Below are 19,484 nucleotides of genomic sequence, written 5' to 3' on the forward strand. Positions count from 1 at the left end.
ACAGAGCGACCAGAGTTCACAGCCACGGCATCACCATCACGATGGCCGCACAGGAGAATCCGAGGATGACGGAGCAGCATTCGACGAGACGTTTCTGGCTGGGCGGCAAGCGGGCCGCCGAACAGGATCGCTTCTTTCGAGAGGCCCTGGAGTCTTGGGGCTGGCAGGCCGGGGACGAGCACGACTGGGATGCCGCCTGGATCACCGGCATGCCGGAGGCTGGGCAGTTTCGGCGGGTCTCGCCGACGCGCACGATGAATCACTTCCCGGGCAATGCGGCGCTCACCGTCAAGAGTCGCCTGCACGAGAGCCTCGCCACCCTGCGCGAGCGCCTCCACGAGAGCCATGGGCCCGATCATGAGCTCACCCGGCGGCTGGCGTTCTTCCCCCGCGCCTATGTGATGCCCGGTGACTACCACGCGCTGCAGCAGGCCGCCCAGGATCACCCCGAGCAGCGCTGGATCCTCAAGCCCACCAATGCCTCCAAGGGCAAGGGCATACGGCTGCTCAAGGATGTTGCCGAAACGCCCCTCGCCCGGGACTGGCTGGTGCAGGAGTACCTGGCCAATCCCCACACCATCCGCGGCCACAAGTATGTGCTGCGCCTCTATGTGCTGATCGCCTCCCTCGAGCCGCTGCGTGTCTATCTCTACCGCCAGGGCTTCGCCAAGCTGGCCTCTGAGCCCTGGGATCCCGACGATGCCGATAACCCCTACAGCCAACTGACCAATCCGGACATCAACGCCCTGAACGACCGCGCCGAGGTGCCGGTGGAGTTCATCGACGTCAATCGCTACCGCCAGTGGCTGCGGGATCAGGGGCACGACGACGATGCCCTCTTCGCCCGCATCGAGGACCTGGTGGCGCTGACCGTGATCTCCGCCGTGGACGCCATGCGCCATCGCACGGCCGAGGCCGGCGCCGACCCGCGCGGCTGCTACGAGCTGCTGGGGCTCGACTGCCTGGTGGATGACACCCTCAAGCCGTGGATCCTGGAGTGCAACCTCAGCCCCTCGCTGGGCATCTGCGCCGCCCCGGAGGCGGGCGGGCGCGTCGAGGAGGCCGTCAAGGGCGGGCTGGTCCGGGACCTGGTGACGCTTCTCGATATTCCCGGACAGGCGTCGACCGAGACGGCGAGCGAGGAGGTGGACCAGGCGCAGGGATCGGCCGCGGCGCTGGTCGCCGAGGCCGAGGCGGAGCGGGCGCGCGCCGGCGGCTTCTCGCGGCTGCTGCCGGCCGCCGAGCCGGAGCGCTACCTACCCTTTTTCACGTTGCCGAGCCTGGCCGACCGGCGGCTGGCCGAGGGGCTCGCCGGGCGGCCGCTGCCGGCCCCGCGTCTTGCGCGCCGACGCGTCACGGAGATCGTCGACGAGGATCGCCTCGCCCTCTACGACACGCGTCGCGGTGATCTCTACCGGCCCAACGACACGGCGGCGCTGATCTGGCTGCTGGCGACCGAGGGGCTCGATCTCGATGCCATCGTCGAGGCGCTGTGCCACGCCATGACCGGGGCGCCGGACGATCGCGGGGACGAACGAAAGGCCGATCGTGAAACCCTGCGCCGGGAGGTCTGGACCACCCTGGATGACTGGTGCCGTGCCGGCCTGCTCTGCCAGCAGGGCGAGCGAGTCGCTTCGGGCGCGACCGAGCCGGCCGCCGAGGCCGATGCGGCGGCGTTCAAGGCGCCCTGTGTCGCGCGTGGCTTCGCGCTGCGTCTGGCGGGGCACGAGTGGGCGCTGGAGGTAGCGAGCGCTCCGGCCATCGCGAGGCTTGAGCGCGAGTTCGGGGAGCGCTTGACACCGCTCGGCGACGAGGCGGCGAGCGAGCGGCCGCGGCTTCGGGTGCTGCGCGATGAGGCGGGCTACGCGCTCGCCGATGCAGATCGGCTGCTGGCCGCGCGGCTGACCTTGCCACAGCTGGCTACCGCGCTGACGAGCCACCTGCTGCACCGAGTCGCGAGCCCCGAGCGTCCGGTGATCGACGCGCCCCTGCTGAGCATGCCCGACGGCGCCGGGGTGCTCTGCCTGCTCCCCGTGGGCGAGCCGCGCCGCCGCCTGCTCGCGCGGCTGCGCGAGGCCGGCGGAGGCCGGCTGACCCGCGGCGTGCGCCTGGATCTCTCGGACCCGACACGGGCCGAGCCCCTGGATCTCCCCCTGGCGGACGCCGCCGACGAGCCGGCGAGCGCGTGGCCCGCATCGAGGATCTCGGCCGGCGTGACCCTGCGCGGCGTGCTGCTGCCGGGCGGCGAGCACGTCCAGGAGCCCCTGGCCCCGGTCGCCATGCTGGAGGCCCTGGGCGCCCTGCTGCCGCACTGCCTGGCCGGGGAAGGGCGGGTGCTGGAAGGCCACGGCGTGACGGCCCTCGGCGACTGGCTCTCCAGCCTGGCCTTGAGCGCCATCCCGTCAGAAAGCGAGAGCGAGACAAAAAAAGAGACGGAGACCGAGACAGAAGTGACAGAAACAGAGAGCGAGCCGCAGGGGCCATCGTCCGCGTCGCTGACCGACTGGCTGGCCACGCACATCGCCTCCGACGCCCAGGCCGTCCGCCCCGCCGCGGCGGGGGAGTAGCGGGGCACGAGCATACGGCGCTGCCGCGGCAGCGTCGGTGACGGGGTCGGTCCGCCGGGCCGGCTCACGGCATGACGACACGCAGGGCGTGTCGACCATGCCATTCGAGAGCGTACGTCGAGCGCCTGTGTCAACGGCTCGTAGTGAGAGCCGCTAGTAAGAGCTCGCGTCGACGGGACGTGTCGAGAATGCCAATCGAGGAGGTCATGAACATGACACTGCACGACGAGAAACGTCGCAACCTGCTGGGCCGGCTCGGCCGTCAGCTCGGCTACACGGCGCCGGCACTGCTGCTGGTGGCGAGCGGAGCGGCCTTCCAGGCCGTGGCCAGCGAACCGTCTGAGGCGCTGGGTTATACCAGCGGCCAGGAGGCGCCGCTGATGCTGGCCGAGGCGCATGCCGAGGCCGAAGGAGAAGCCGAAGGAGAGGCCGAAGGAGAGGCCGAAGGAGAGGCCGAAGAAGACGCCGAAGGAGAGGCCGAGGGTGAAGCAGAAGCTGAAGCCGAGGGGTGATCTCGCCATCGCCCCTTCCCTGAGAGGCCGGGCCGTTGCCACGGGTGGCGGCCCCGGCTTCCACCCCGCTTTCGGGCGGGCCAGTCACGGACCCGACAGGACAGCCACCATGTCAACTCCCGCAACCTTGCCATCGCGCACCGCCCCGGGCCTCATCGAGGAGAACCGGCTGGCGCTTGCCCAGCTGAGGAGCCTGGTCGATGACCTGGCCCCCGAGGCCTATCGCCGGGTCTTCGGCGTCCATGGACGTCACACCCTCGGCAAGCACGTTCGCCATATCATCGACCACTACGAGGCGCTGATCGACGGACTCGAGGAGGGGGCAGAGACCCTCGACTACGAGCAGCGTCGTCGCGACCCGGCCCTCGAAGCTTGGCCCGACGAGGCCGCCCGGCGCCTGGTCGCCCTCGAGGCCTGGCTCTCGTCGCTTCAGGGCCAGGCGTCGCCCGAGCGCCTGACCCTGCGCCATTGCCAGGACGCCGGCGCGCCGGATCATGATGGCTTCGCGGACGACGAGGCGCGCCTCGCCCTGCCATCCAGCCTGGCCCGTGAACTGGCCTTCCTGGCCAGCCACACCGTTCATCACATGGCGATCATCGGCCTGTTGGCCGAGCAGGTCGGCATCGCCCTGCCGGCGTCGTTCGGGGTGCATCCCTCCACCCTGCGCCACTGGCAGCGGGAAGCGGCGGCCTCTTCCGGCGTGCAGAGGCGTGTCGGATGAGGGCCATGCGGCGCCTGAGCGGCGCGCTGGCGCTGATGCTGGCGATGCTGCTGGCCGTCCCGGCGGCCGCCGAGTCACGATGGCCCGAGCAGGGCTGGCGGGTGATGCCCACGTCGCTGGCCTATCCGGAACTGCTGGGCGCCCTGCGCGAGGCGGTGAAGGCCGAGGGCATGTTCGTGGTCACCGAGGCCGGCCCCACCGAGGCCGCGGCGAACCGCGGGATCACCCTCCCTGGCAACCGGGTCGTGGGGGTGTTTCGCAACGACTATGCCGTGCGGATCCTGCGGCTGAGCGTACCGGCGATGATCGAGGCCCCCATGCGCTTCTACGTCACCGAGCAAGGCGACGGCACCGGCACGCTCGCCTGGAAGACGCCGAGTCACCTGCTGGCCCCCTACCTGGACGAGGCCGACGACGAGCTCGCCACGATCGCCGACGAGCTCGACACGCGCTTTGCCGCCATCGCCGCACGCGTCCTCGAGGCCGCGCCCTAGCGACCGGCACCGGCCAGCGTTCCGTGAGCTCCCCGGAGACCGACATGCCACGAGAGCCCGCACCGCCGCCGCTTCCCTCCCGCGAGGCGACCCTCATCGAGGCGCTGCTGATGCTGCTGGCGGTGGTGCCGGTGATGGTCTCGGCCTACGCCAGCCTGGTGACCGGGGACGGCCACTGGTTCCAGCGCTCCGGGGCGCTGATGGTGCTCTTCTCCATCGGCGTCGAGTATCACCGCAAGCACCTGAGGGACTGCCTCGAGTCGGACGGCCGCCACTGGCTGGTGTCCTCGAGTACCCCGGCCCGGCTGGTGCGGCGCTTCTGGCGCGCCATCCCCTTCGTCTGCTATCTCGCTATCGTGGTCGGCACCCTGATCTGGAGCTATGGCGACCTGCTGTTCGTCGCCATCGACTGAGCGCGTTCAGGGACAGGAGGGCGGCGTAGGCGAGGCGGAGAAGGCCAGGTGGGTGAACCAGGCTGTGGCATCGACGCCGGCGTTGTCGCCGTCGCTCATCAGGGCCAGGCCATCGATGCGGGTCGCGCGGCTGCCGAAGAGGCGCCGGTAGTCCGCGCCGACGTCGCGCACCTCCGCCACCCATTCGCCCACCCGGGCATCGCCGCTCTGCAGCGCCAGTAGCCGGGCGCGGGAGGTGAAGGCGTTGGGCCAGGCGCTGCCGGCCGGCTGCTGCGAGGCCCAGACGTAGTTCACCGACTCCACCTGCCAGGGCAGCAGCCCCGTCTTGCGGGCCACGTAGACCCTGGCCGGGTAGTCGTCCCCCGACTTGCGCGTCTCGTCGAGCCCCTCGTGCACCCCCGAGACCCGCCAGCACCACTGCAGGTACGGCGTCTCGCCAAGGTCGATCTCGCGCTCCAGGTATTTCGCCGAGGCCCGCCGGCGGGCGCGGGCCCGGAGTGCCTGCGTGCCGTCCAGTTCGACGACCCGGTACTCGGTCTCGCCCGCGAAGACACGTGTCGACCAGTCCCGAATCTCGTTGGGCGAGAAGTGCAGATCATCGGCCGCAAGGGCCTGTCCGGTACTGGGAAAGACCACGCCGGCACCGAGCAGGAACGGTCCGGCAGCGAGCGCGGCGAGCATCAGACGGCGGGCAGAAAGGAAGAATCGAGTCATCACGCCGGTTACTCCAGGGATCGAGGGGGCCGTTCTCGGTCGATGCTCCCGGGCCATCCTTACGCCGTCGTCGGCAGGCGGGCGTAGCGGGGCATCTTGCCATGCTACTCGCTTTTCCGCGCGCTCCGAAGGTTGTCTCGATCGGCCCTCACGAGAGGGGTCGCCACGGCACGGCGGTCCGGCAGGTTGCCTTGCCAGGGCCTCGGACGTTGGCCACGCTGAGCGGGCCATCACAAGAAGGGAGCAACATCATGAAGAGAGCGATGATCGGGGCGGCCCTGGGCCTGCTCCTGGCCACGGCGCCGGTCGCACAGGCAGAGACTCACGGCATTATGCATCTCGATTCGGACGATGCGTTCGCGCGCGTCGATCAGCGGCTGCGTACGGCGATCGAGGAGAAGGGGCTGACCCTGATGAGCGTGGTCGACCACGCGGCCAATGCCCGGCGAGTGGATCTCTCGTTGCCTCCCACCCGGACCTTCGTATTCGGCAACCCGGCGGTGGGCACGCCGATGATGCAGTGCCAGGGCAGCATGGCGCTGGACCTGCCGCAGAAGATGGTGGTGAGGGAGACCGACGAGGGCGTGCGGCTGGAGTGGAACTCCCCCCACTACCTGGCCGAGCGCCACGCCCTGGAGGGCTGTGAGCTGCCCCTGGAGAAGATCGCCGGCGTGCTAGAGGGCCTGGCCAGCGCCGCCGCGGGCCGCTGACTCAAGCGGGCGGCTCGTCGTTTTCCTCGGGGTCGAAGTGCCGGCCGACGCCGTGGAGCAGCGTGAATTGCCGGTCGCACTCCCGGCACGCGCCGCACATGGCGAGGTGCAGCCGCAGCGAGAGCTTTTCCTGGAAGCCGAGGGGGCGGTCCTGGCGCAGCGACATCAGGCGGGTCGCCTCCTTGCACATCATCATGAGGCGTCTCCCTCCAGCCAGCCCTGCTCGATGCAGGCGCGCAGCCTGAGCCGGGCGCGATGCAGCATCACCCAGCAGTTGTTCTCCTTGATGCCGAGTTCCTGGCAGATCTCCTTGGTGGAGAGCCCCATCAGCTCGCGCAGGGAGAAGATCCGCGCGGCGCTGTCCGGCAGGGCGATCATGCAGGCGTCGAAGACCTGCCAGAAGCGTTCGTTCTCGAAGGCGGCCTCGGGCTCTCCCCAGCTCTGCGGACGGGCCTCCTGCTGCCAGCGGCCGTTCTGCTGGAACTGCCGGTCGATCGCCTCGTCGTCGTTCTCGTCCGCCAGGGGCTGCCAGCGGCCCTGGCGCTTCTGCACTCGCATGGTGTCGAGGATCTTGTACTTGAGGATGCCGAAGACCCAAGTCTCGTAGCCGGAGCGTCCGGCGAAGCTGTCGTTCTTCTCGATGGCAGACATCATGGCCTCCTGAACGGCATCCTCTGCCTGGCTTCGATCCCGCAGGTGCATGAGGGCGAAGGAGACCAGGCGCGGCCTCACCGCCGCGAGTCGCTCCAACCTATGTGCCTTTTCGTCCATCGATGAGCCCCTGTTCCCGCCGTCGTTGTTGTCCGCGATGCGGGAAGAGTCTAGCAGCTGGCATTTGCCGCCGGGTAGGGACTCTCCTCTGGCTCTGGGCAGGGACTCTCCGCTGGATAGGGGCTCCCCGCTGGGTCGCGGCTCGCCGGCGTTCCTTACAGGGCGCGCCCGGCGGCGAGGCCTCACTTTCCATCAACGAGACGTGCATCGAGACGATCGTCGAGACGCTCATCGAGCCGATGGTCGAAAAAGCAGATGCCGAGCGAATCGCCCAGGCGGGCCAGTCGCGGGAGATCCTCGGGCCGGTCGACGTCCCAGAGACGCGCCGGGCAGGCCAGTCGCCAGCCCAGCGCCTCGACGCGCTCGCGGGTCTGGGCCATGACGCGATCCGTGCCCCAGTCGATGGCGCGGAACAGGCGGCGCTCGGCGCGTCGGACGCCGACCAGCGCGTAGCCGCCATCCTCGACCGGCACGAAGACGCCCTCGGCCTCGCCCAGTGCCGCCCGGCAGCGCTGCAGCAGCGTCGGGGTCAGCGCCGGGCAGTCGCTGCCGATCAGCATCCCCGGCGCGTCCATGGCTGCCAGGGCGTGGAACATGCGCGCGCCCAGATCGCCCTCGGGCTGGGCGCGCAGCGTGATGCCGTGTCGGGCGGCCAGCTCCCCGAACAACGGGTGATCGTGCTCGAGCGCCGTCCACAGGGTGATGCGCTCGGGGGAGGTCGCCGCGAGGGCGGTGGCGAGGGCGTGTCGCAGCAGCCGCTCGTGGAGCCGGCAGGCGCCCTCGGCGCCGAGCGCCGGGATCAGCCGCGTCTTGGCCCGTCCCGGGATCGGCGCCTTGGCCAGCAGCGCCAGGGGGAAGTCGCCGCGGGCGTCAGCGCACATGGCGATACGCCCGGGCCAGGTCGTCCGGGGAGGCGCCCCGCCAGTAGCGCCAGCGTAGCCGCCACATCAGCAGGATGGTGCGCCAGGCGCCGCCTTGCTCCCAGCGCCGCCCCGAGGTCGTCACCCGCTCGCGCAGGCAGGCCGGCTTCGAGATCCGCTTGAGGCGTCGCGACATCTCGATGTCCTCCATCAGTGGCTGATCGGGAAAGCCGCCCGCGGCGGCGAAGGCATCAAAGGTCATGAACAGGCCCTGGTCGCCGGTGGCGATGCCCGTCCAGCGCGAGCGTCGGTTCATGGCGAAGGCGATCGGGCCCAGCAGCGGATGCCGCCCCGTCAGCCGCACGTCGAAGCGCCCCCAGGCGCGCCCGTGCGCCAGCGCCTCGGTGATCGCATGCTCGGCCCCCGGCGGCAGGCGCGTGTCGGCATGCAGGAATAAAAGCTGTCGGCCGCGGGCCTCGCGGGCCCCGGCATTCATCTGCCGGGCGCGGCTGGGCTCGCTCTCGATCACCCGCGAGGCCAGCGGGCGCGCCCGGGCCAGGGTCGCGTCGCGGCTGCCGCCGTCGACGACCAGGATCTCCGCGCCGCCCGCGCGAAGGGGCGCGAGGCGGGTGAGCTGTGCCTCGATGATGGCGGCCTCATTCAGCGTCGGGATGATGATGCTCAGCCGTGGCCTCGCCGGCATGCCGTCTCTCCTGGTGGTCGTGGGTCGCTGTCGCCGCGCCTGAGTCGGGACAATCGCCGCCAGCTTACATCCTAGCGCGAGCGTAAGGACGTCGAGCACCGCGCGACTGAAAAGGAAGGCCGCCCATTCCGGACGGCGACGGCACTCGCGGCGCGCCGGCCTGCGCCGCGCTGGGAGGTGATCCATGTCCCGGTGGCGTCTTTCCCCGATCATCCTGTTCGCCGCATGGCTGCTACTGCCCCTGCCACAGCCCCTGCCAGAAGCGCGGGCGGCACTGCCCACCGTGGAGGCGCCCCGGGTGCCCCTGGCGTATTCCCTGCAGGAGTTCCGTCAGGCGGTGCGCGCCGGCGGCCCCGGCAAGGATGGTATCCCCTCCATCGATCGTCCCCGCTTTCACTCGGCGTCGGAAGCCGATGCCCTGCTCGAGGAGGGCGAGCGGGTCATCGGCCTCTACCTCGACGGCGAGGCCCGCGCCTATCCCCAGCGCATCCTGGTGTGGCACGAGATCGTCAACGACACCGTGGGCGGCCGGCCCGTGAGCATCACCTACTGCCCGCTGACCGGCAGCGCCCTGGGCTTTCATCGCGGCGACGCCGAGCTGGGCGTCTCCGGGCGGCTGGTGAACAGCAACCTGGTCATGTACGACCGCATCACCGACAGCGAGATCCCGCAGATGCTCGGCGTGGCCATCGACGGCCCCCTGACGGGCCGTAGGCTCGACGAGCTGAGGGTCGTCTGGACCACCTGGGGCGCCTGGAAGGCGCGCCACCCGGAGACCCGGGTGCTCAACCGCGAGACCGGCCACGTGCGCAACTACCGGCGCGATCCCTACGGCGGCTATGCCCCGCGGCGCGGCTACTACCGCCCGCAGAGTCGCCGGCTCTTCCCGGTGATGACCGAGAGCCGTCGCCTGCCGCCCAAGGCCAGCGTGCTGGGGTTTCGCACCCCCCAGGGCGCGGCCGCCGTGACCCGCGAGGCGGTGATCGACCTGGCGGTCGGCGACAGCCACTACACGGTGATTCCCGACGCCGGCCTGGCGACCGGCTGGGTGTTTCACAATCCCCGGCGGGTCGCGATCCGCATCGATGAACTGACCTTTGGCCCGGCGGGGGTCAGCGGCGGCGGCACCGAGGCGCTCGAGGCGATCAATGCCTTCGAGGCCATGTGGTTCGCCTGGGCGGCCTTCTATCCCGAGACCCTGCTCTATGGGGCGGCCGAGGACGCACCATGACCGCACTCGCCGCCCTGCGCAACGCCCTGGTCGGGCGCCCCCGAGACGCGGCACTCATCGGGGGCATCGGGCTCGCCTATGCCGGGCTCTATCTCTGGGTGATCGGCGATCTCGGCCCCGGCGGTGAAGGAGGGCTCGCCGCGCGCTTCCCCGCCTGGGAGCGGGTCTGGCAGGCGCGCGGCCCGCTCTATTTCGAGCCGGTGGGACTGATCGAGGCCGGCCCCTGGATCTGGACCTTCAGCCCGCTCAATACCCTGCTGGCCCTGGGGCTCGGCTTGCTGCTGGGCGGCAACCTCGTGCTGGGCTGGCGGGTGCGCCACGGCGCGAGCCACTGTGCCTGGCGCGCGCCCGGCGGCTCCCTGCTGGCCGCGCTGCCGGCCCTGCTGGCGGGCGGCGCCTGCTGCGCGCCGATGCTGCTGATCTGGCTGGGGCTGCCGCTGGCCGGCGCCCTGATCCCGGTGCTCCCCTGGCTGCTGCCGCTGGCGGCGCTGCTGCTGCTGGCCAGTCTCCTCATCCTGGCCAGGCGGCTAGCCGCCTCCACCTCATGAGCGACGGGAGGGCGACCGGGATGTCGACCATGCTCGATCGATGCGGCCACGGCCTCGGGGGCTGACTCTCCTGCCCGCGCCCCTGGCATCGCCCCCAGCAGCCCGTCGAGGAGGACATCCAGGCGTGTCTTAAGCCCGGTGATGTCCTGCTGGTCGAGGGCTCGTCGCGGATCAGCACGGTGATCAAGTACCTGACGCAGTCGACCTGGTCGCATGCCGCCCTCTACGTGGGTGAGGGTGGCTGTCCGGGCGCGGCGGCGCCCGCCCGGGGCGGTGGCTTCGTCGAGGCGGACCTGTCGGAGGGGGTGCGCGTGGTGGGCTTCGAGGCGTTCGACGGCTACCCGCTGCGCATCTGTCGCCCGGTGGGGCTGGGCCCGGCGGAGATCGACCGACTGATCGCCTTCGTCTGTGCCCGGGTGGGGCACCGCTACGACATGCGCAACATCCTCGACCTGGCGCGCTACCTGCTGCCGCTGCCGCCGGTGCCGATGCCCTGGCGGCGGCGCATGCTGGCGCTCGGTAGCGGGGACCCGACCCGCGCCATCTGTTCGACCCTGATCGCCGAGGCCTTCCAGTCGGTGCGCTACCCGATCCTGCCGATCCCCGTGGCGGGCCGTTCGCGGGTGTTCCGACGTCGCCACCCTAGCCTCTTCACCCCGCGGGACTTCGATCTCTCTCCCTGGTTCGAGGTCGTCAAGCCGCGGCTGGTTGGCGGCTTCAATCCCCACGCCCTGACGTGGCAGGATCGACCCGAACGCGAGGCGGTTCAGGAGGAGAGGTCGATCACCCGCCCGCCGGCCGCCTCGGCGTCCTCGCGGTCGTGGGTCACCAGCAGGCTCGGCAGGCCGGCCTCGCGCAGGCGCTCGAACACCAGCCGGCGCATCGCCTGACGCAGGTGGGTGTCGAGCTTCGAGAAGGGCTCGTCGAGTAGCACCGCGCAGGGCGCCGAGAGCAGCAGGCGCATCAGGGCGACGCGCGCCTTCTGTCCGCCGGAGAGGGTGGCCGGGTCGCGCTCGCCGAAGCCGGCAAGCCCGATGCGGGCGAGGGCCTGCTCGATCCGGGCGGCCTTGTCGGCGCCGGCGCGGGGCAGGCCGAAGCGCAGGTTGCCGGCCACCGAGAGGTGGGGGAAGAGCAGCGGATCCTGGAACAGCAGGCCGATGCCGCGGCGCTCGGCGGGCAGGGCGGTGATGTCGCGGCCGTCCAGCAGCACCCGGCCGCCGGCCTGGAACTCGGGGGCCAGGAAGCCGGCCAAGTAGGCGAGCAGGGTCGACTTGCCCGAGCCGGAAGGGCCCATGACGGTGAGCACCTCGCCCGGGGCGATCTCGGTGTCGAGCGCGACCAGCGTCTTGTCGCCCAGGTGGATCCGGACGTCGCGAAGTTCGAGTCGATGGGGCGTGTTCAAGGGGCTCCCTGCATGCCGCGGCGGTGGGACCATAGCAACTTCGGCAGGCCGATGGCGATCACGAAGCCCACCAGCGGCAGGCAGGCCTGGACCAGGGCCCAGACCCCGATCACCCGGCGGTTACCGCCGGCGGCCAGCGAGACCGCCTCGGTGGTGACGGTGGTCACCCGTCCCGCGCCCAGCAGCTGGGTGGGCAGGTACTGGCCGATGCTCACCGCCAGGCCCACCGCACAGGCGGTGAGCAGGGGGGCCAGCAGCATCGGCAGCCGGACTCGCCAGAAGACGGCGTTGCGCGAGGCGCCGAGCGTCAGGGCCAGCTGCGTCCAGCGCGGGTCGATCCGCCGGTAGGCCTCCGAGAGCGACAGGAAGACGTAGGGCAGCACGAACAGCAGGTGGCCGAAGATGATCAGGCCGTGGGTCGGCCGGGTGCCGAGCTGTTCCATCACCACCACCAGGCCGAACAGGAAGGCGATCTGGGGCACGATCAGCGGCAGGTAGAGCAGCCATAGCGCCTTCGAGGCGGTGCGCCCGGTGCGCTGCTCGTTTTCCAGGGCCGCCAGCACCAGGATCGCGGCGAGCAGGGTCGAGCCCAGCGCGATCAGCGCCGTCGAGGCGAGCGGACCGCCGAGGGCGGGCAGCGCCTGGGCCCAGTGATCCAGCGTCACGCTCTGGGGCAGGGCATCGGGAAACCGCCAGAACCCCGCCACGGAGTAGATCGCCAGGCCGCCGAGCCCGGCGAAGGCGATGCCCGTGGCGAGCAGGATCGGGAGCTTGCCGGCGAGGCGCAGGCCGGTCTCGCCGCGGCGCCTTCCGCCGCGGGCGATCCAGCCCGCCATCAGCCGGGTCGCGAGCCGTTCCAGCCCCCACCAGGCCAGCAGCGCCGTGGCGGTGACGCCGAGCTGCAGGATCGCGCCGGCCGAGGCCAGGAAGCGCTGGTCGAGGTCGGGGTCGTGGAACCAGGTGAGGATCGACACGGCCAGCGTCGGCGGCAGGGTCGGGCCGAGGATCATCGCCACGTCCACCACCGAGGAGGCGTAGGCGATGACCGCGAACACCGGCAGGCGGATCAGCGGGTAGAGGGCCGGCGCCACCACCTTGAGCCAGGCGATGGCGGGCCGGTAGCCCAGCGAGCGGGCCATGGCCACGCGGTGCTCGGCGTCGAGCTGGGGCAGCGCCGCCAGGCTCATCAGCAGCAGGAAGGGCACCTCCTTGATCACCAGCCCCGCGATCAGCGAGAGCCCCCAGGGGTCCTGGACGATCAGCAGGTCCGGCGGGCGCTCCCAGCCGGTCAGCGACGGCGATGTCAGCCGCGCGAGCAGCCCCGAGGGGGCGATCAGGAAGGCCAGCCCGAAGGCCGCGGCGGCGTGGGGAATGGAGAGCAGCGGTGAGACCAGTCGGCGGATCCAGCGATCCAGTCGGCTGCCCGTCGCCGTGGCCAGGTAGAGTAGTACCACCGCCAGCGACAGGGTGGTGGCAACCAGTCCGCTGGCCAGGCTGATGGCGACCGAGCGAGCGATGCCCGGCTGGGCGGCCAGCGCCTGCCAGGGGGCCAGCGAGAAGGCCTCGCCGCCGAGTGCCGGCAGGTAGCCGAAGGCCGGCAGCAGCGCCATGGCCAGGCCCGCCAGGATTGGTGCGACCAGCAGGGTGACGATCAGTACGGGAGCCAGGCGCAGCATCATCGGGCCGGCCCCGCCTCGCCCGCGTGCGGGGCGCTAGCGCTTGCCATCATTGACCGACGTAGCGGGCCTGCCAGGCATCCTGCAGCGCGGTCATCCAGCTGGGATGCGGCTCGGGCAGGGTGCGCTCGAGGGCGCCCGCCGGCAGCATTGCCGGGTTCTGCTGGTCCAGGTCGAACAGCGCCCGGGTGTCGTCATCGAGGCTAGCCACGTCGAGCACGGTGCGATCGCCCCAGACGTCGAGGTCCTGCTTGGTCGCCTGGGCTTCCGGGGAGAGCAGGTAGTCGGCGACCACCATGGCGCCGGCCTTATGGGGCGAGTTGAAGGGGATCGCGACGAAGTGCACGTTGCCCAGGGTGCCGCTTTCCGGCACGTAGCTGCGGGTGCTTTGGGGCAGCTCGTAGTCGGCCACCGCCGCGGCCGGCTCCGAGGGAATGAAAGTGAAGGCAAGCGTGAGCGCGCCGTCGCCCATCAGGCTGCGCATCTCGGGGCCGCTGGCGGGAAACTGCCGGCCGCTGCGCCACAGGTGGGGGTGCAGGGTGTCCAGGTACTCCCACAGCGGGGCGGTGACGGCCGCGAAGTCGCTCTCCTCGACCGGCGCGTAGAGCGCCTCGTTCTGGTCGGTGAGCTCGATCAGCGCCTGCTTGAGGAAGGTGCTGCCGGTGAAGTCGGGAATCCGCGGGTAGGTGAAGCGCCCCGGGTTTGCGCGGGCCCAGGCCAGCAGCTCGTCGATGTCCTGGGGCGGCGTCTCGCGCGCGTCGCTATCCCCGCGGAACGCGTCACGATCATAGTAATAGGTGATCTGTGCCCGGCCCCAGGGCGACTCGTAGCCCTCGGTAGGCAGGGTGAAGTCGGTGACCACCTCGGGGTGATCCGCCGGGTGGGTCAGGGCGAAGTTAGGCAGCGCGCGGGCGAAGGGGCCGAACAGCAGGTCGTTGGCCTTCATGGCGGCGAAGTTCTCGCCGTTGATCCAGATCAGGTCGACGTTGCCGGCGTCATCATTGCCGGCCTGCTTCTCCGCCAGCACCCGGGAGACCGCCTCGGCAGTATTGCCGATCTTGACGTGCTCGAGGTCGATGCCGAAGCGTTCGTCGACCCGCCCGGCCACCCAATCGAGGTAGTCGTTGGTACGCTGATCGCCGGCCCAGGCGTACCAGTAGACCGTCTGACCGCGGGCCTCATCGAGCACGGCGTCCCAGTCGGCCGGATCGGGGGCGGCCAAAAGGCCCGTACTCGTCAGCAGGGCCGGCAGCAGGGCGGCGAACCGGGGAGAGAGTGCGCGCATCTTGGGGTTCCTCTTAATAAGTATGGACAGGAGGGTGAGCCGGGTCTTGCGGCGCGTCAGGGCAAGAGGAGGCGTTGCAGTTCACGACGCTCGCGGCGCACGTGCTCGATGGCGGCCACCGAGAGGTAGTGATCGACGCGGTCGCGCACATGGGCGATCAGGGCGTCGTCGCTCAGCTCCTCGGACCAGTCCTCGCTGCGGCCCTGGCGGTCTTGGGGGCGCCGATGGCTGGTCCGCCACTTGGCGCACCAGGTCAGCGACCAGAGCCACATGGCGCGCCGGCACGCCAGCAGGGTCTCGACCTCGCCCTCATAGCCCGTGGCCTCGATCCAGTGGCGATAGAAGGCGGCTACCTCGGCGGGGGTCAGCTCGGCGCGACTCGTCAGGTCCCAGGTGGTGGAGGTATAGAGGCTGGCATGGGCCAGGTCGAAGCCGACCAGGCCGTAGCGGCACTTCTCCAGGTCCACCAGCACCGCGCGACCGGCCTCGGTGACCAGGAAGTTGCCGGGGTGGGCATCGAAGCTGATCAGTCGGGGCTCGGCGCCGGGCCCCGGCGGCAATTGCCGGGGCAGGGTGGCCAGCTCGTCCTCGATCAGGCGGCGAGCCTCGCCCGCCAGCTCGGCCTGCTCGAGGAAGCGGGCCTGCTCGCCCACCTCCTCGCGCATCGCGGCCCAGGGATCGGCGGGGGAGAGTAGCGGCGCGCGGGCCTCGGCGTTCGGCACCGCCAGCCCGTGGATGCTGGCCAGTGCCTCGGCGATGCGCGGCAGGTCTTCCGGCAGGCGCGCCGGGCGGCCGCGGATGGCGCTGACCAAGAGTCCGCCGCGGGGAAGCTCCGGGCCGGGCGGCAGCAGCCCGTGCAGCGGGGGGGCGTGGCCGCCCCGGCTGGCGCGGGTGAAGCAGGCCGCCTGGTAGGCGAGGTTGGCGGCGGGGTCGAGGCGCATCTGGCTCTGCTTCGGCAGTCGCGCCACCCAGTCGGCCCCCTCCCGGTCGAGCCATACGTGGTAGTGGGCGAGGCCCGTGTCGGCCATCGGCTGCAGGGCCGCGATGCCCGCGTCGAGGCCGGCGCGGGTCAGAGCCCTGGCCAGCGGACCGCAAAGGGTCGATGGGGCCCATGGCGTGTCGGGGCGAGAGGCGGTGTCCGGCATGACGCTCCTTGATGGTGGGACGATGGTTCATCGATGGTCGCGCGGGGGGGAGTTTCCTTACACGGTCCCCGGCGGGCGGCCCTCCTGCGCGATCGGAGTGCTCGGCGGCGCCGCGGCTGTAAGCCTGCGCCGCCTGGGGCGACTCAACGGTAGCGCGGATGCACCGTCGGCGTCTGCGCCGCATCTCGAACAAGCACAACGGAGGGTGAAATCATGTCACAGCACGACGAACAACGCCGCAGGCTGCTGGGCCGCTTGAGTCGGCAACTGGCCTACACGGCCCCGCTGCTGGCGCTGGTGGCGGGCGGTGCCGCGCTGCATGCCGCGCCGGGCGCTGATCCGGGCGCGGCGGCTTTCTCCGCCTTGGACGAGGCCCCCCTGCTGCTGGCCAGCTATCACACCGAGGCAGAAGGTGAAGCCGAAGCCGAAGCCGAAGCCGAGGCGGAAGGCGAAGCCGAGGGCGGCGACGGCGCCGCAGTGGCCAGGCCCGAGGGGTATTCGCCGGCCTACAGCGAGACCGGCGACAATCCCCAGGAGATGCTGGCCCGCGGCGAGGCGCTCTATTACGACACCTCCCTGAGCAGCAATGGCCTTGCCTGCGCGAGCTGCCACGGCAGTGACGGTCAGGACATGGGCTACAACCCGACATTCGAACAGCCCTTCCCCCATCGGGTGGCGATGGCCGCCAACCAGTTCGGCATGTCAGAAGTGCACGCCGACGAGATGGTGCAGATCTGCATGGTGGCGCCGATGGCGGCCCAGCCGCTCGAGTGGGGCGGCGAGGCGCTGACGTCTCTGGCGGCCTACATGGTGGAGGTGCAGAAGCGCTTCGCCGGCGAGCCCCACGACCTCTGAGCCCGGCCTGCGGCGCTGAAGGCGCTCATCTCCTCCCTTTGCTCTCTGCCTTCGTCCCCGGGCCCGCCAGCTGGCGGGCCCGGCGGCCTGCAACGAGGGCATCTCCTGCCCTTCGATCGGAGGCAGGCTGTTTGCCGCCCACGGGTCCACTGCCTACGCTGATATCGGCAAAGACTGAACCACTGTGACCCGATGGGGTTCTCAGGGAGAGGCGTTCGAGGGTGGGCAGCAGATGACGAATCCAGATCGCAGGGGCATGACCGGGCGCATCCTGATGCTGGCAAGTCTGCTGTGCCTGGCGCTCGGTGCGCTGCTGGCCTGGCAGGCTCAGGCACAGCAGGGTGAGCGTGCCGCCCTGGTGATGACCATCGACGGCGCCATCGGGCCGGCCATCGACGACTACTTTCAGCGCGGCCTGGAACTGGCCGAAGAGCGTGATGTCGAGCTCGTCGTGGTGCAGATGGATACCCCCGGCGGGCTCGACGCCTCGATGCGCGCGATGATCCGCACCATGCTCACCTCCCCCGTACCGGTCGCCCTCTACGTCTCGCCGGCGGGGGCGCGGGCCGCCAGTGCCGGCACCTACCTGCTCTACGCCAGCCACGTGGCGGCCATGGCGCCGGCCACCCACCTCGGCTCGGCTACCCCCGTGCAGATCGGCGGGGGCGGCGGGCTGCCGGGCCTGGGTGAGCCAGAGCCAGAGCCAGAGCCTGAATCCGTATCTGAGTCGCAACCGGATGAGGCCGCGCAGGACTCCGCCGACGGCCAGACGGACGACACCGAGGTGACCGAGACGGGCGAGACGGCCGCGGCAGGGGAAGAGGCCGAGCAAGCGCCGGCCAAGCGCCGCGGCGAGACGGCCATGGAGCGCAAGGTGCTGGAGGATGCCGTCGCCTATATCCGCTCGCTGGCCGAGCGCCACGGCCGCAATGCCGACTGGGCCGAGCGGGCGGTGCGCGAGGCGGTCAACCTCACCGCCCGGGAGGCGCTCGAGCAGAACGTCATCGAGGTGGTGGCCAGCGACCTGGACGACCTGCTCGCCCAGCTCGACGGGCGCAGCGTGGTAATGGACGACGGGGAGCGCACCCTTTCCACCGCGGAGCTGGTCGTCGAGCGCTTCGATCCGGACTGGCGCACCGAGCTGCTGGCCGTGATCACCAACCCCAACGTCGCCTACTTCCTGATGATCATCGGCTTCTACGGACTGATCTTCGAGCTCTCTAACCCGGGCAGCCTGGTGCCGGGCACCATCGGTATCATCTCGCTGCTGCTGGCGCTGTTCGCCTTCCAGGTGCTGCCGGTCAACTACGCCGGACTGGCGCTGATCCTGGTGGGACTGGGGCTGATCGTGGGCGAGGCAATGATGCCCAGTTTCGGCATTCTCGGCATCGGCGGCATCGTCGCCTTCGTGATCGGATCGGTGATACTGATGGACGCGGATACCCTGAACATCTCGCTGCCGATGATCGGCGGCATCGCGCTGCTCGCGGCGGGCCTGATGCTGTGGGTCATGACCCGCTTCATCGGCCTGCGGCGTCGCCCGCCGCGCATCGGCCAGGAGGAGCTGGTCGGCAGCGAGGCGCTGGTCCTCGAGGATTTCACCGACCAGGGCCACGTGCGGCTGATGGGCGAGCGTTGGCGGGCGCGCAGCCCCGAACCGCTCGCCCGCGGGCAGTCGGTCCGCGTCACCGCGGTCGACGGTCTGACTCTGGAAGTCGAACCGCTGGCCTCATCGTCCTGAGGCCCACCCGGCACGGTCGATGATCCGCATCGTCCGGCCCAACCAAGGAGCCGACACCATGCTGCTTTCCTACCTCGTTCCGGTCGTCCTGCTGATCATGCTGCTGGCGGCCTCGATCCGCATCCTGCCCGAGTACAAGCGCGGGGTGGTGTTCTTCCTCGGCCGCTTCCAGGCGGTCAAGGGGCCGGGCCTGCTGATCATCATCCCCGGCATCCAGAAGATGGTGGTGGTCGACCTGCGGGTGATCACCATGGACGTCCCGGAGCAGGACGTCATCTCCCAGGACAACGTCACCGTCAAGGTCAACGCGGTGCTCTACTTCCGGGTAGTGGATCCGGAGAAGGCGATCATCCAGGTGGAGAATTTCGTCAACGCCACCAGCCAGCTGGCCCAGACCACGCTGCGCTCGGTGCTCGGCAAGCACGACCTGGACGAGATGCTCTCCGAGCGTGACAAGCTCAATGACGACATCCAGGAGATCATCGACAGCTCCGCCGAGAGCTGGGGCATCAAGGTGGCCAACGTGGAGATCAAGCACGTCGACCTCGACGAGAGCATGATTCGTGCCATCGCCCGCCAGGCCGAGGCCGAGCGCGAGCGCCGCGCCAAGGTGATCCACGCTGAGGGCGAGCTGCAGGCCTCCAAGAAGCTGGTCGAGGCGGCCAACGTGATGTCCGAGAACTCCGCCGCGCTGCAGCTGCGCTATCTGCAGACCATGAGCGACATGAGCAACAAGAATGCCTCGACGATCGTGGTGCCGCTGCCTATCGATCTGGTGGAAGCCTTCCGGCAAATGAAGGCCTCCCCCGCGGCCAGGGCCCGTACCGGCGGGGCCACGCCGGACGATACCGACGCCTCCTGACCCTCCACGCCGAGATCCGGGGCATCCGTCGCGGCCTTCCGGCCGCGGCGGGCCGGGTGCAGCGCCGCGGCATCTCTGCTAGAATCCTGCGCTCTTGTCGCAGGCACCCACTGGACCTTCGTCTGATGGTGCATCCTTGATGTAGAGCAAGGGAACCAGCAAAACATGATGACTCCCCCGGCAGGGCTGGCCACGCCGCCCTAGCGCTCCTCTCCTATCTCCCGGCGATGCCACCGGCTTCGGTGCGTCATCGCTCGACATCATGATGATGTCC

At 70.4% G+C, this 19,484-nt stretch carries 20 protein-coding genes; 11 read left to right on the plus strand and 9 right to left on the minus strand.

The features are described from left to right. Nucleotides 1–65: 65 nt before the first annotated feature. The 5 genes from FEI13_RS07375 (at nt 66) to FEI13_RS07390 (ending at nt 4,707) form a co-directional block, all read left to right on the plus strand. On the plus strand, nt 66–2,567 hold the full coding sequence (locus tag FEI13_RS07375) for a PqqD family peptide modification chaperone (RefSeq protein ID WP_158294523.1): 2,502 nt from the start codon (nt 66–68) through the stop codon (nt 2,565–2,567). Nucleotides 2,568–2,779: 212 nt separating this feature from the next. Beyond that, entirely contained in the window at nt 2,780–3,079 is a 300-nt protein-coding gene (locus FEI13_RS19060; RefSeq protein WP_158294524.1) for a hypothetical protein, read from the plus strand. A 109-nt stretch (nt 3,080–3,188) separates the two neighbouring features. Beyond that, entirely contained in the window at nt 3,189–3,800 is a 612-nt protein-coding gene (locus FEI13_RS19065; RefSeq protein ID WP_158294525.1) for a DinB family protein, read from the plus strand. Between the two features lie 5 nt (nt 3,801–3,805). Then, the gene (locus tag FEI13_RS07385; RefSeq protein ID WP_240036464.1) at nt 3,806–4,294 is read left to right on the plus strand and encodes a DUF302 domain-containing protein; all 489 of its coding nucleotides are present in this window, start codon (nt 3,806–3,808) and stop codon (nt 4,292–4,294) included. A gap of 44 nt (nt 4,295–4,338) precedes the next feature. Further along, entirely contained in the window at nt 4,339–4,707 is a 369-nt protein-coding gene (locus tag FEI13_RS07390; RefSeq protein ID WP_138180908.1) for a hypothetical protein, read from the plus strand. Between the two features lie 6 nt (nt 4,708–4,713). Here FEI13_RS07390 and FEI13_RS07395 read toward each other — a convergent pair whose 3' ends face one another. Beyond that, complete coding sequence (locus tag FEI13_RS07395) at nt 4,714–5,421, minus strand: DUF3047 domain-containing protein (protein ID WP_166462124.1); 708 nt, start codon at nt 5,419–5,421, stop codon at nt 4,714–4,716. Between the two features lie 251 nt (nt 5,422–5,672). Between FEI13_RS07395 and FEI13_RS07400 the strand changes: the two genes are divergently transcribed. Then, a complete protein-coding gene (locus FEI13_RS07400; RefSeq protein ID WP_240036465.1) occupies nt 5,673–6,131 on the plus strand; it encodes a DUF302 domain-containing protein in 459 nt (152 codons plus the stop codon). 1 nt (nt 6,132) lies between these two features. On the opposite strand, the gene FEI13_RS07405 is transcribed toward FEI13_RS07400, so the two are convergent. The 4 genes from FEI13_RS07405 to FEI13_RS07420 all read right to left on the minus strand — a co-directional run bounded on the left by FEI13_RS07405 (nt 6,133) and on the right by FEI13_RS07420 (nt 8,465). Further along, nucleotides 6,133–6,327 carry a zf-HC2 domain-containing protein gene (locus FEI13_RS07405; RefSeq protein ID WP_138180910.1) on the minus strand — a complete coding sequence of 65 codons (195 nt, stop codon included), beginning with the start codon at nt 6,325–6,327 and terminating at the stop codon, nt 6,133–6,135. Beyond that, a complete protein-coding gene (locus FEI13_RS07410; RefSeq protein ID WP_138180911.1) occupies nt 6,324–6,902 on the minus strand; it encodes a sigma-70 family RNA polymerase sigma factor in 579 nt (192 codons plus the stop codon). Before FEI13_RS07410 ends, FEI13_RS07405 begins: the two co-directional genes overlap by 4 nt. A 182-nt stretch (nt 6,903–7,084) precedes the next feature. Beyond that, nucleotides 7,085–7,783 (minus strand): TIGR04282 family arsenosugar biosynthesis glycosyltransferase, encoded by a 699-nt coding sequence (locus tag FEI13_RS07415; RefSeq protein ID WP_138180912.1) that lies wholly within the window; start codon nt 7,781–7,783, stop codon nt 7,085–7,087. Then, the gene (locus tag FEI13_RS07420; protein ID WP_138180913.1) at nt 7,773–8,465 is read right to left on the minus strand and encodes a TIGR04283 family arsenosugar biosynthesis glycosyltransferase; all 693 of its coding nucleotides are present in this window, start codon (nt 8,463–8,465) and stop codon (nt 7,773–7,775) included. Before FEI13_RS07420 ends, FEI13_RS07415 begins: the two co-directional genes overlap by 11 nt. Nucleotides 8,466–8,649: 184 nt before the next feature. Between FEI13_RS07420 and FEI13_RS07425 the strand changes: the two genes are divergently transcribed. Both FEI13_RS07425 and FEI13_RS07430 read left to right on the plus strand, forming a co-directional pair. Next, nucleotides 8,650–9,696, plus strand: a complete 1,047-nt coding sequence (locus FEI13_RS07425; protein ID WP_138180914.1) for a DUF3179 domain-containing protein — start codon at nt 8,650–8,652, stop codon at nt 9,694–9,696. Beyond that, nucleotides 9,693–10,244, plus strand: a complete 552-nt coding sequence (locus tag FEI13_RS07430) for a hypothetical protein (RefSeq protein WP_138180915.1) — start codon at nt 9,693–9,695, stop codon at nt 10,242–10,244. Before FEI13_RS07425 ends, FEI13_RS07430 begins: the two co-directional genes overlap by 4 nt. 766 nt (nt 10,245–11,010) lie before the next feature. Here the strand turns inward: FEI13_RS07430 and FEI13_RS19430 are convergent. From FEI13_RS19430 to FEI13_RS07455, 4 genes are read right to left on the minus strand one after another with little or no spacing between them, the layout of a single operon-like run. Next, the gene (locus FEI13_RS19430; protein WP_240036466.1) at nt 11,011–11,646 is read right to left on the minus strand and encodes an ATP-binding cassette domain-containing protein; all 636 of its coding nucleotides are present in this window, start codon (nt 11,644–11,646) and stop codon (nt 11,011–11,013) included. Beyond that, nucleotides 11,643–13,322, minus strand: a complete 1,680-nt coding sequence (locus FEI13_RS07445; protein ID WP_138180954.1) for an ABC transporter permease — start codon at nt 13,320–13,322, stop codon at nt 11,643–11,645. Before FEI13_RS07445 ends, FEI13_RS19430 begins: the two co-directional genes overlap by 4 nt. A gap of 49 nt (nt 13,323–13,371) precedes the next feature. Next, nucleotides 13,372–14,607, minus strand: coding sequence for an ABC transporter substrate-binding protein (locus tag FEI13_RS07450; protein WP_138180918.1), 1,236 nt, complete (start codon nt 14,605–14,607; stop codon nt 13,372–13,374). A 56-nt stretch (nt 14,608–14,663) separates the two neighbouring features. Continuing rightward, a complete protein-coding gene (locus tag FEI13_RS07455; protein WP_138180919.1) occupies nt 14,664–15,752 on the minus strand; it encodes a phosphotransferase in 1,089 nt (362 codons plus the stop codon). A 213-nt stretch (nt 15,753–15,965) separates the two neighbouring features. Between FEI13_RS07455 and FEI13_RS07460 the strand changes: the two genes are divergently transcribed. The 3 genes from FEI13_RS07460 (at nt 15,966) to FEI13_RS07470 (ending at nt 19,210) form a co-directional block, all read left to right on the plus strand. Continuing rightward, nucleotides 15,966–16,607, plus strand: a complete 642-nt coding sequence (locus FEI13_RS07460) for a hypothetical protein (RefSeq protein WP_138180920.1) — start codon at nt 15,966–15,968, stop codon at nt 16,605–16,607. Nucleotides 16,608–16,839: 232 nt separating this feature from the next. Continuing rightward, nucleotides 16,840–18,348: an NfeD family protein gene (locus tag FEI13_RS07465; protein WP_138180921.1), complete on the plus strand. Its 1,509-nt coding sequence runs from the start codon at nt 16,840–16,842 to the stop codon at nt 18,346–18,348. Between the two features lie 58 nt (nt 18,349–18,406). Beyond that, a complete protein-coding gene (locus FEI13_RS07470; RefSeq protein ID WP_138180922.1) occupies nt 18,407–19,210 on the plus strand; it encodes a slipin family protein in 804 nt (267 codons plus the stop codon). The last annotated feature ends 274 nt before the right edge of the window (nt 19,211–19,484 follow it).

The sequence above is a fragment of the Halomonas urmiana genome (assembly GCF_005780185.1).
Lineage (GTDB): Bacteria > Pseudomonadota > Gammaproteobacteria > Pseudomonadales > Halomonadaceae > Halomonas > Halomonas urmiana.

Excerpts from the sequence above, each read along its gene's own strand:
- FEI13_RS19065 (WP_158294525.1), top strand. The coding sequence starts at position 3,189 with ATGTCAACTCCCGCAACCTTGCCATCGCGCACCGCCCCGGGCCTCATC.
- FEI13_RS07425 (WP_138180914.1), top strand. The coding sequence starts at position 8,650 with ATGTCCCGGTGGCGTCTTTCCCCGATCATCCTGTTCGCCGCATGGCTG.
- FEI13_RS07415 (WP_138180912.1), bottom strand. The coding sequence starts at position 7,783 with ATGTGCGCTGACGCCCGCGGCGACTTCCCCCTGGCGCTGCTGGCCAAG.
- FEI13_RS07445 (WP_138180954.1), bottom strand. The coding sequence starts at position 13,322 with ATGCTGCGCCTGGCTCCCGTACTGATCGTCACCCTGCTGGTCGCACCA.
- FEI13_RS07395 (WP_166462124.1), bottom strand. The coding sequence starts at position 5,421 with ATGACTCGATTCTTCCTTTCTGCCCGCCGTCTGATGCTCGCCGCGCTC.
- FEI13_RS07420 (WP_138180913.1), bottom strand. The coding sequence starts at position 8,465 with ATGCCGGCGAGGCCACGGCTGAGCATCATCATCCCGACGCTGAATGAG.
- FEI13_RS19060 (WP_158294524.1), top strand. The coding sequence starts at position 2,780 with ATGACACTGCACGACGAGAAACGTCGCAACCTGCTGGGCCGGCTCGGC.
- FEI13_RS07450 (WP_138180918.1), bottom strand. The coding sequence starts at position 14,607 with ATGCGCGCACTCTCTCCCCGGTTCGCCGCCCTGCTGCCGGCCCTGCTG.
- FEI13_RS07390 (WP_138180908.1), top strand. The coding sequence starts at position 4,339 with ATGCCACGAGAGCCCGCACCGCCGCCGCTTCCCTCCCGCGAGGCGACC.
- FEI13_RS07405 (WP_138180910.1), bottom strand. The coding sequence starts at position 6,327 with ATGATGATGTGCAAGGAGGCGACCCGCCTGATGTCGCTGCGCCAGGAC.
- FEI13_RS07460 (WP_138180920.1), top strand. The coding sequence starts at position 15,966 with ATGTCACAGCACGACGAACAACGCCGCAGGCTGCTGGGCCGCTTGAGT.
- FEI13_RS07470 (WP_138180922.1), top strand. The coding sequence starts at position 18,407 with ATGCTGCTTTCCTACCTCGTTCCGGTCGTCCTGCTGATCATGCTGCTG.
- FEI13_RS07400 (WP_240036465.1), top strand. The coding sequence starts at position 5,673 with ATGAAGAGAGCGATGATCGGGGCGGCCCTGGGCCTGCTCCTGGCCACG.
- FEI13_RS07465 (WP_138180921.1), top strand. The coding sequence starts at position 16,840 with ATGACGAATCCAGATCGCAGGGGCATGACCGGGCGCATCCTGATGCTG.
- FEI13_RS07455 (WP_138180919.1), bottom strand. The coding sequence starts at position 15,752 with ATGCCGGACACCGCCTCTCGCCCCGACACGCCATGGGCCCCATCGACC.
- FEI13_RS07410 (WP_138180911.1), bottom strand. The coding sequence starts at position 6,902 with ATGGACGAAAAGGCACATAGGTTGGAGCGACTCGCGGCGGTGAGGCCG.
- FEI13_RS07375 (WP_158294523.1), top strand. The coding sequence starts at position 66 with ATGACGGAGCAGCATTCGACGAGACGTTTCTGGCTGGGCGGCAAGCGG.
- FEI13_RS07385 (WP_240036464.1), top strand. The coding sequence starts at position 3,806 with ATGCGGCGCCTGAGCGGCGCGCTGGCGCTGATGCTGGCGATGCTGCTG.
- FEI13_RS07430 (WP_138180915.1), top strand. The coding sequence starts at position 9,693 with ATGACCGCACTCGCCGCCCTGCGCAACGCCCTGGTCGGGCGCCCCCGA.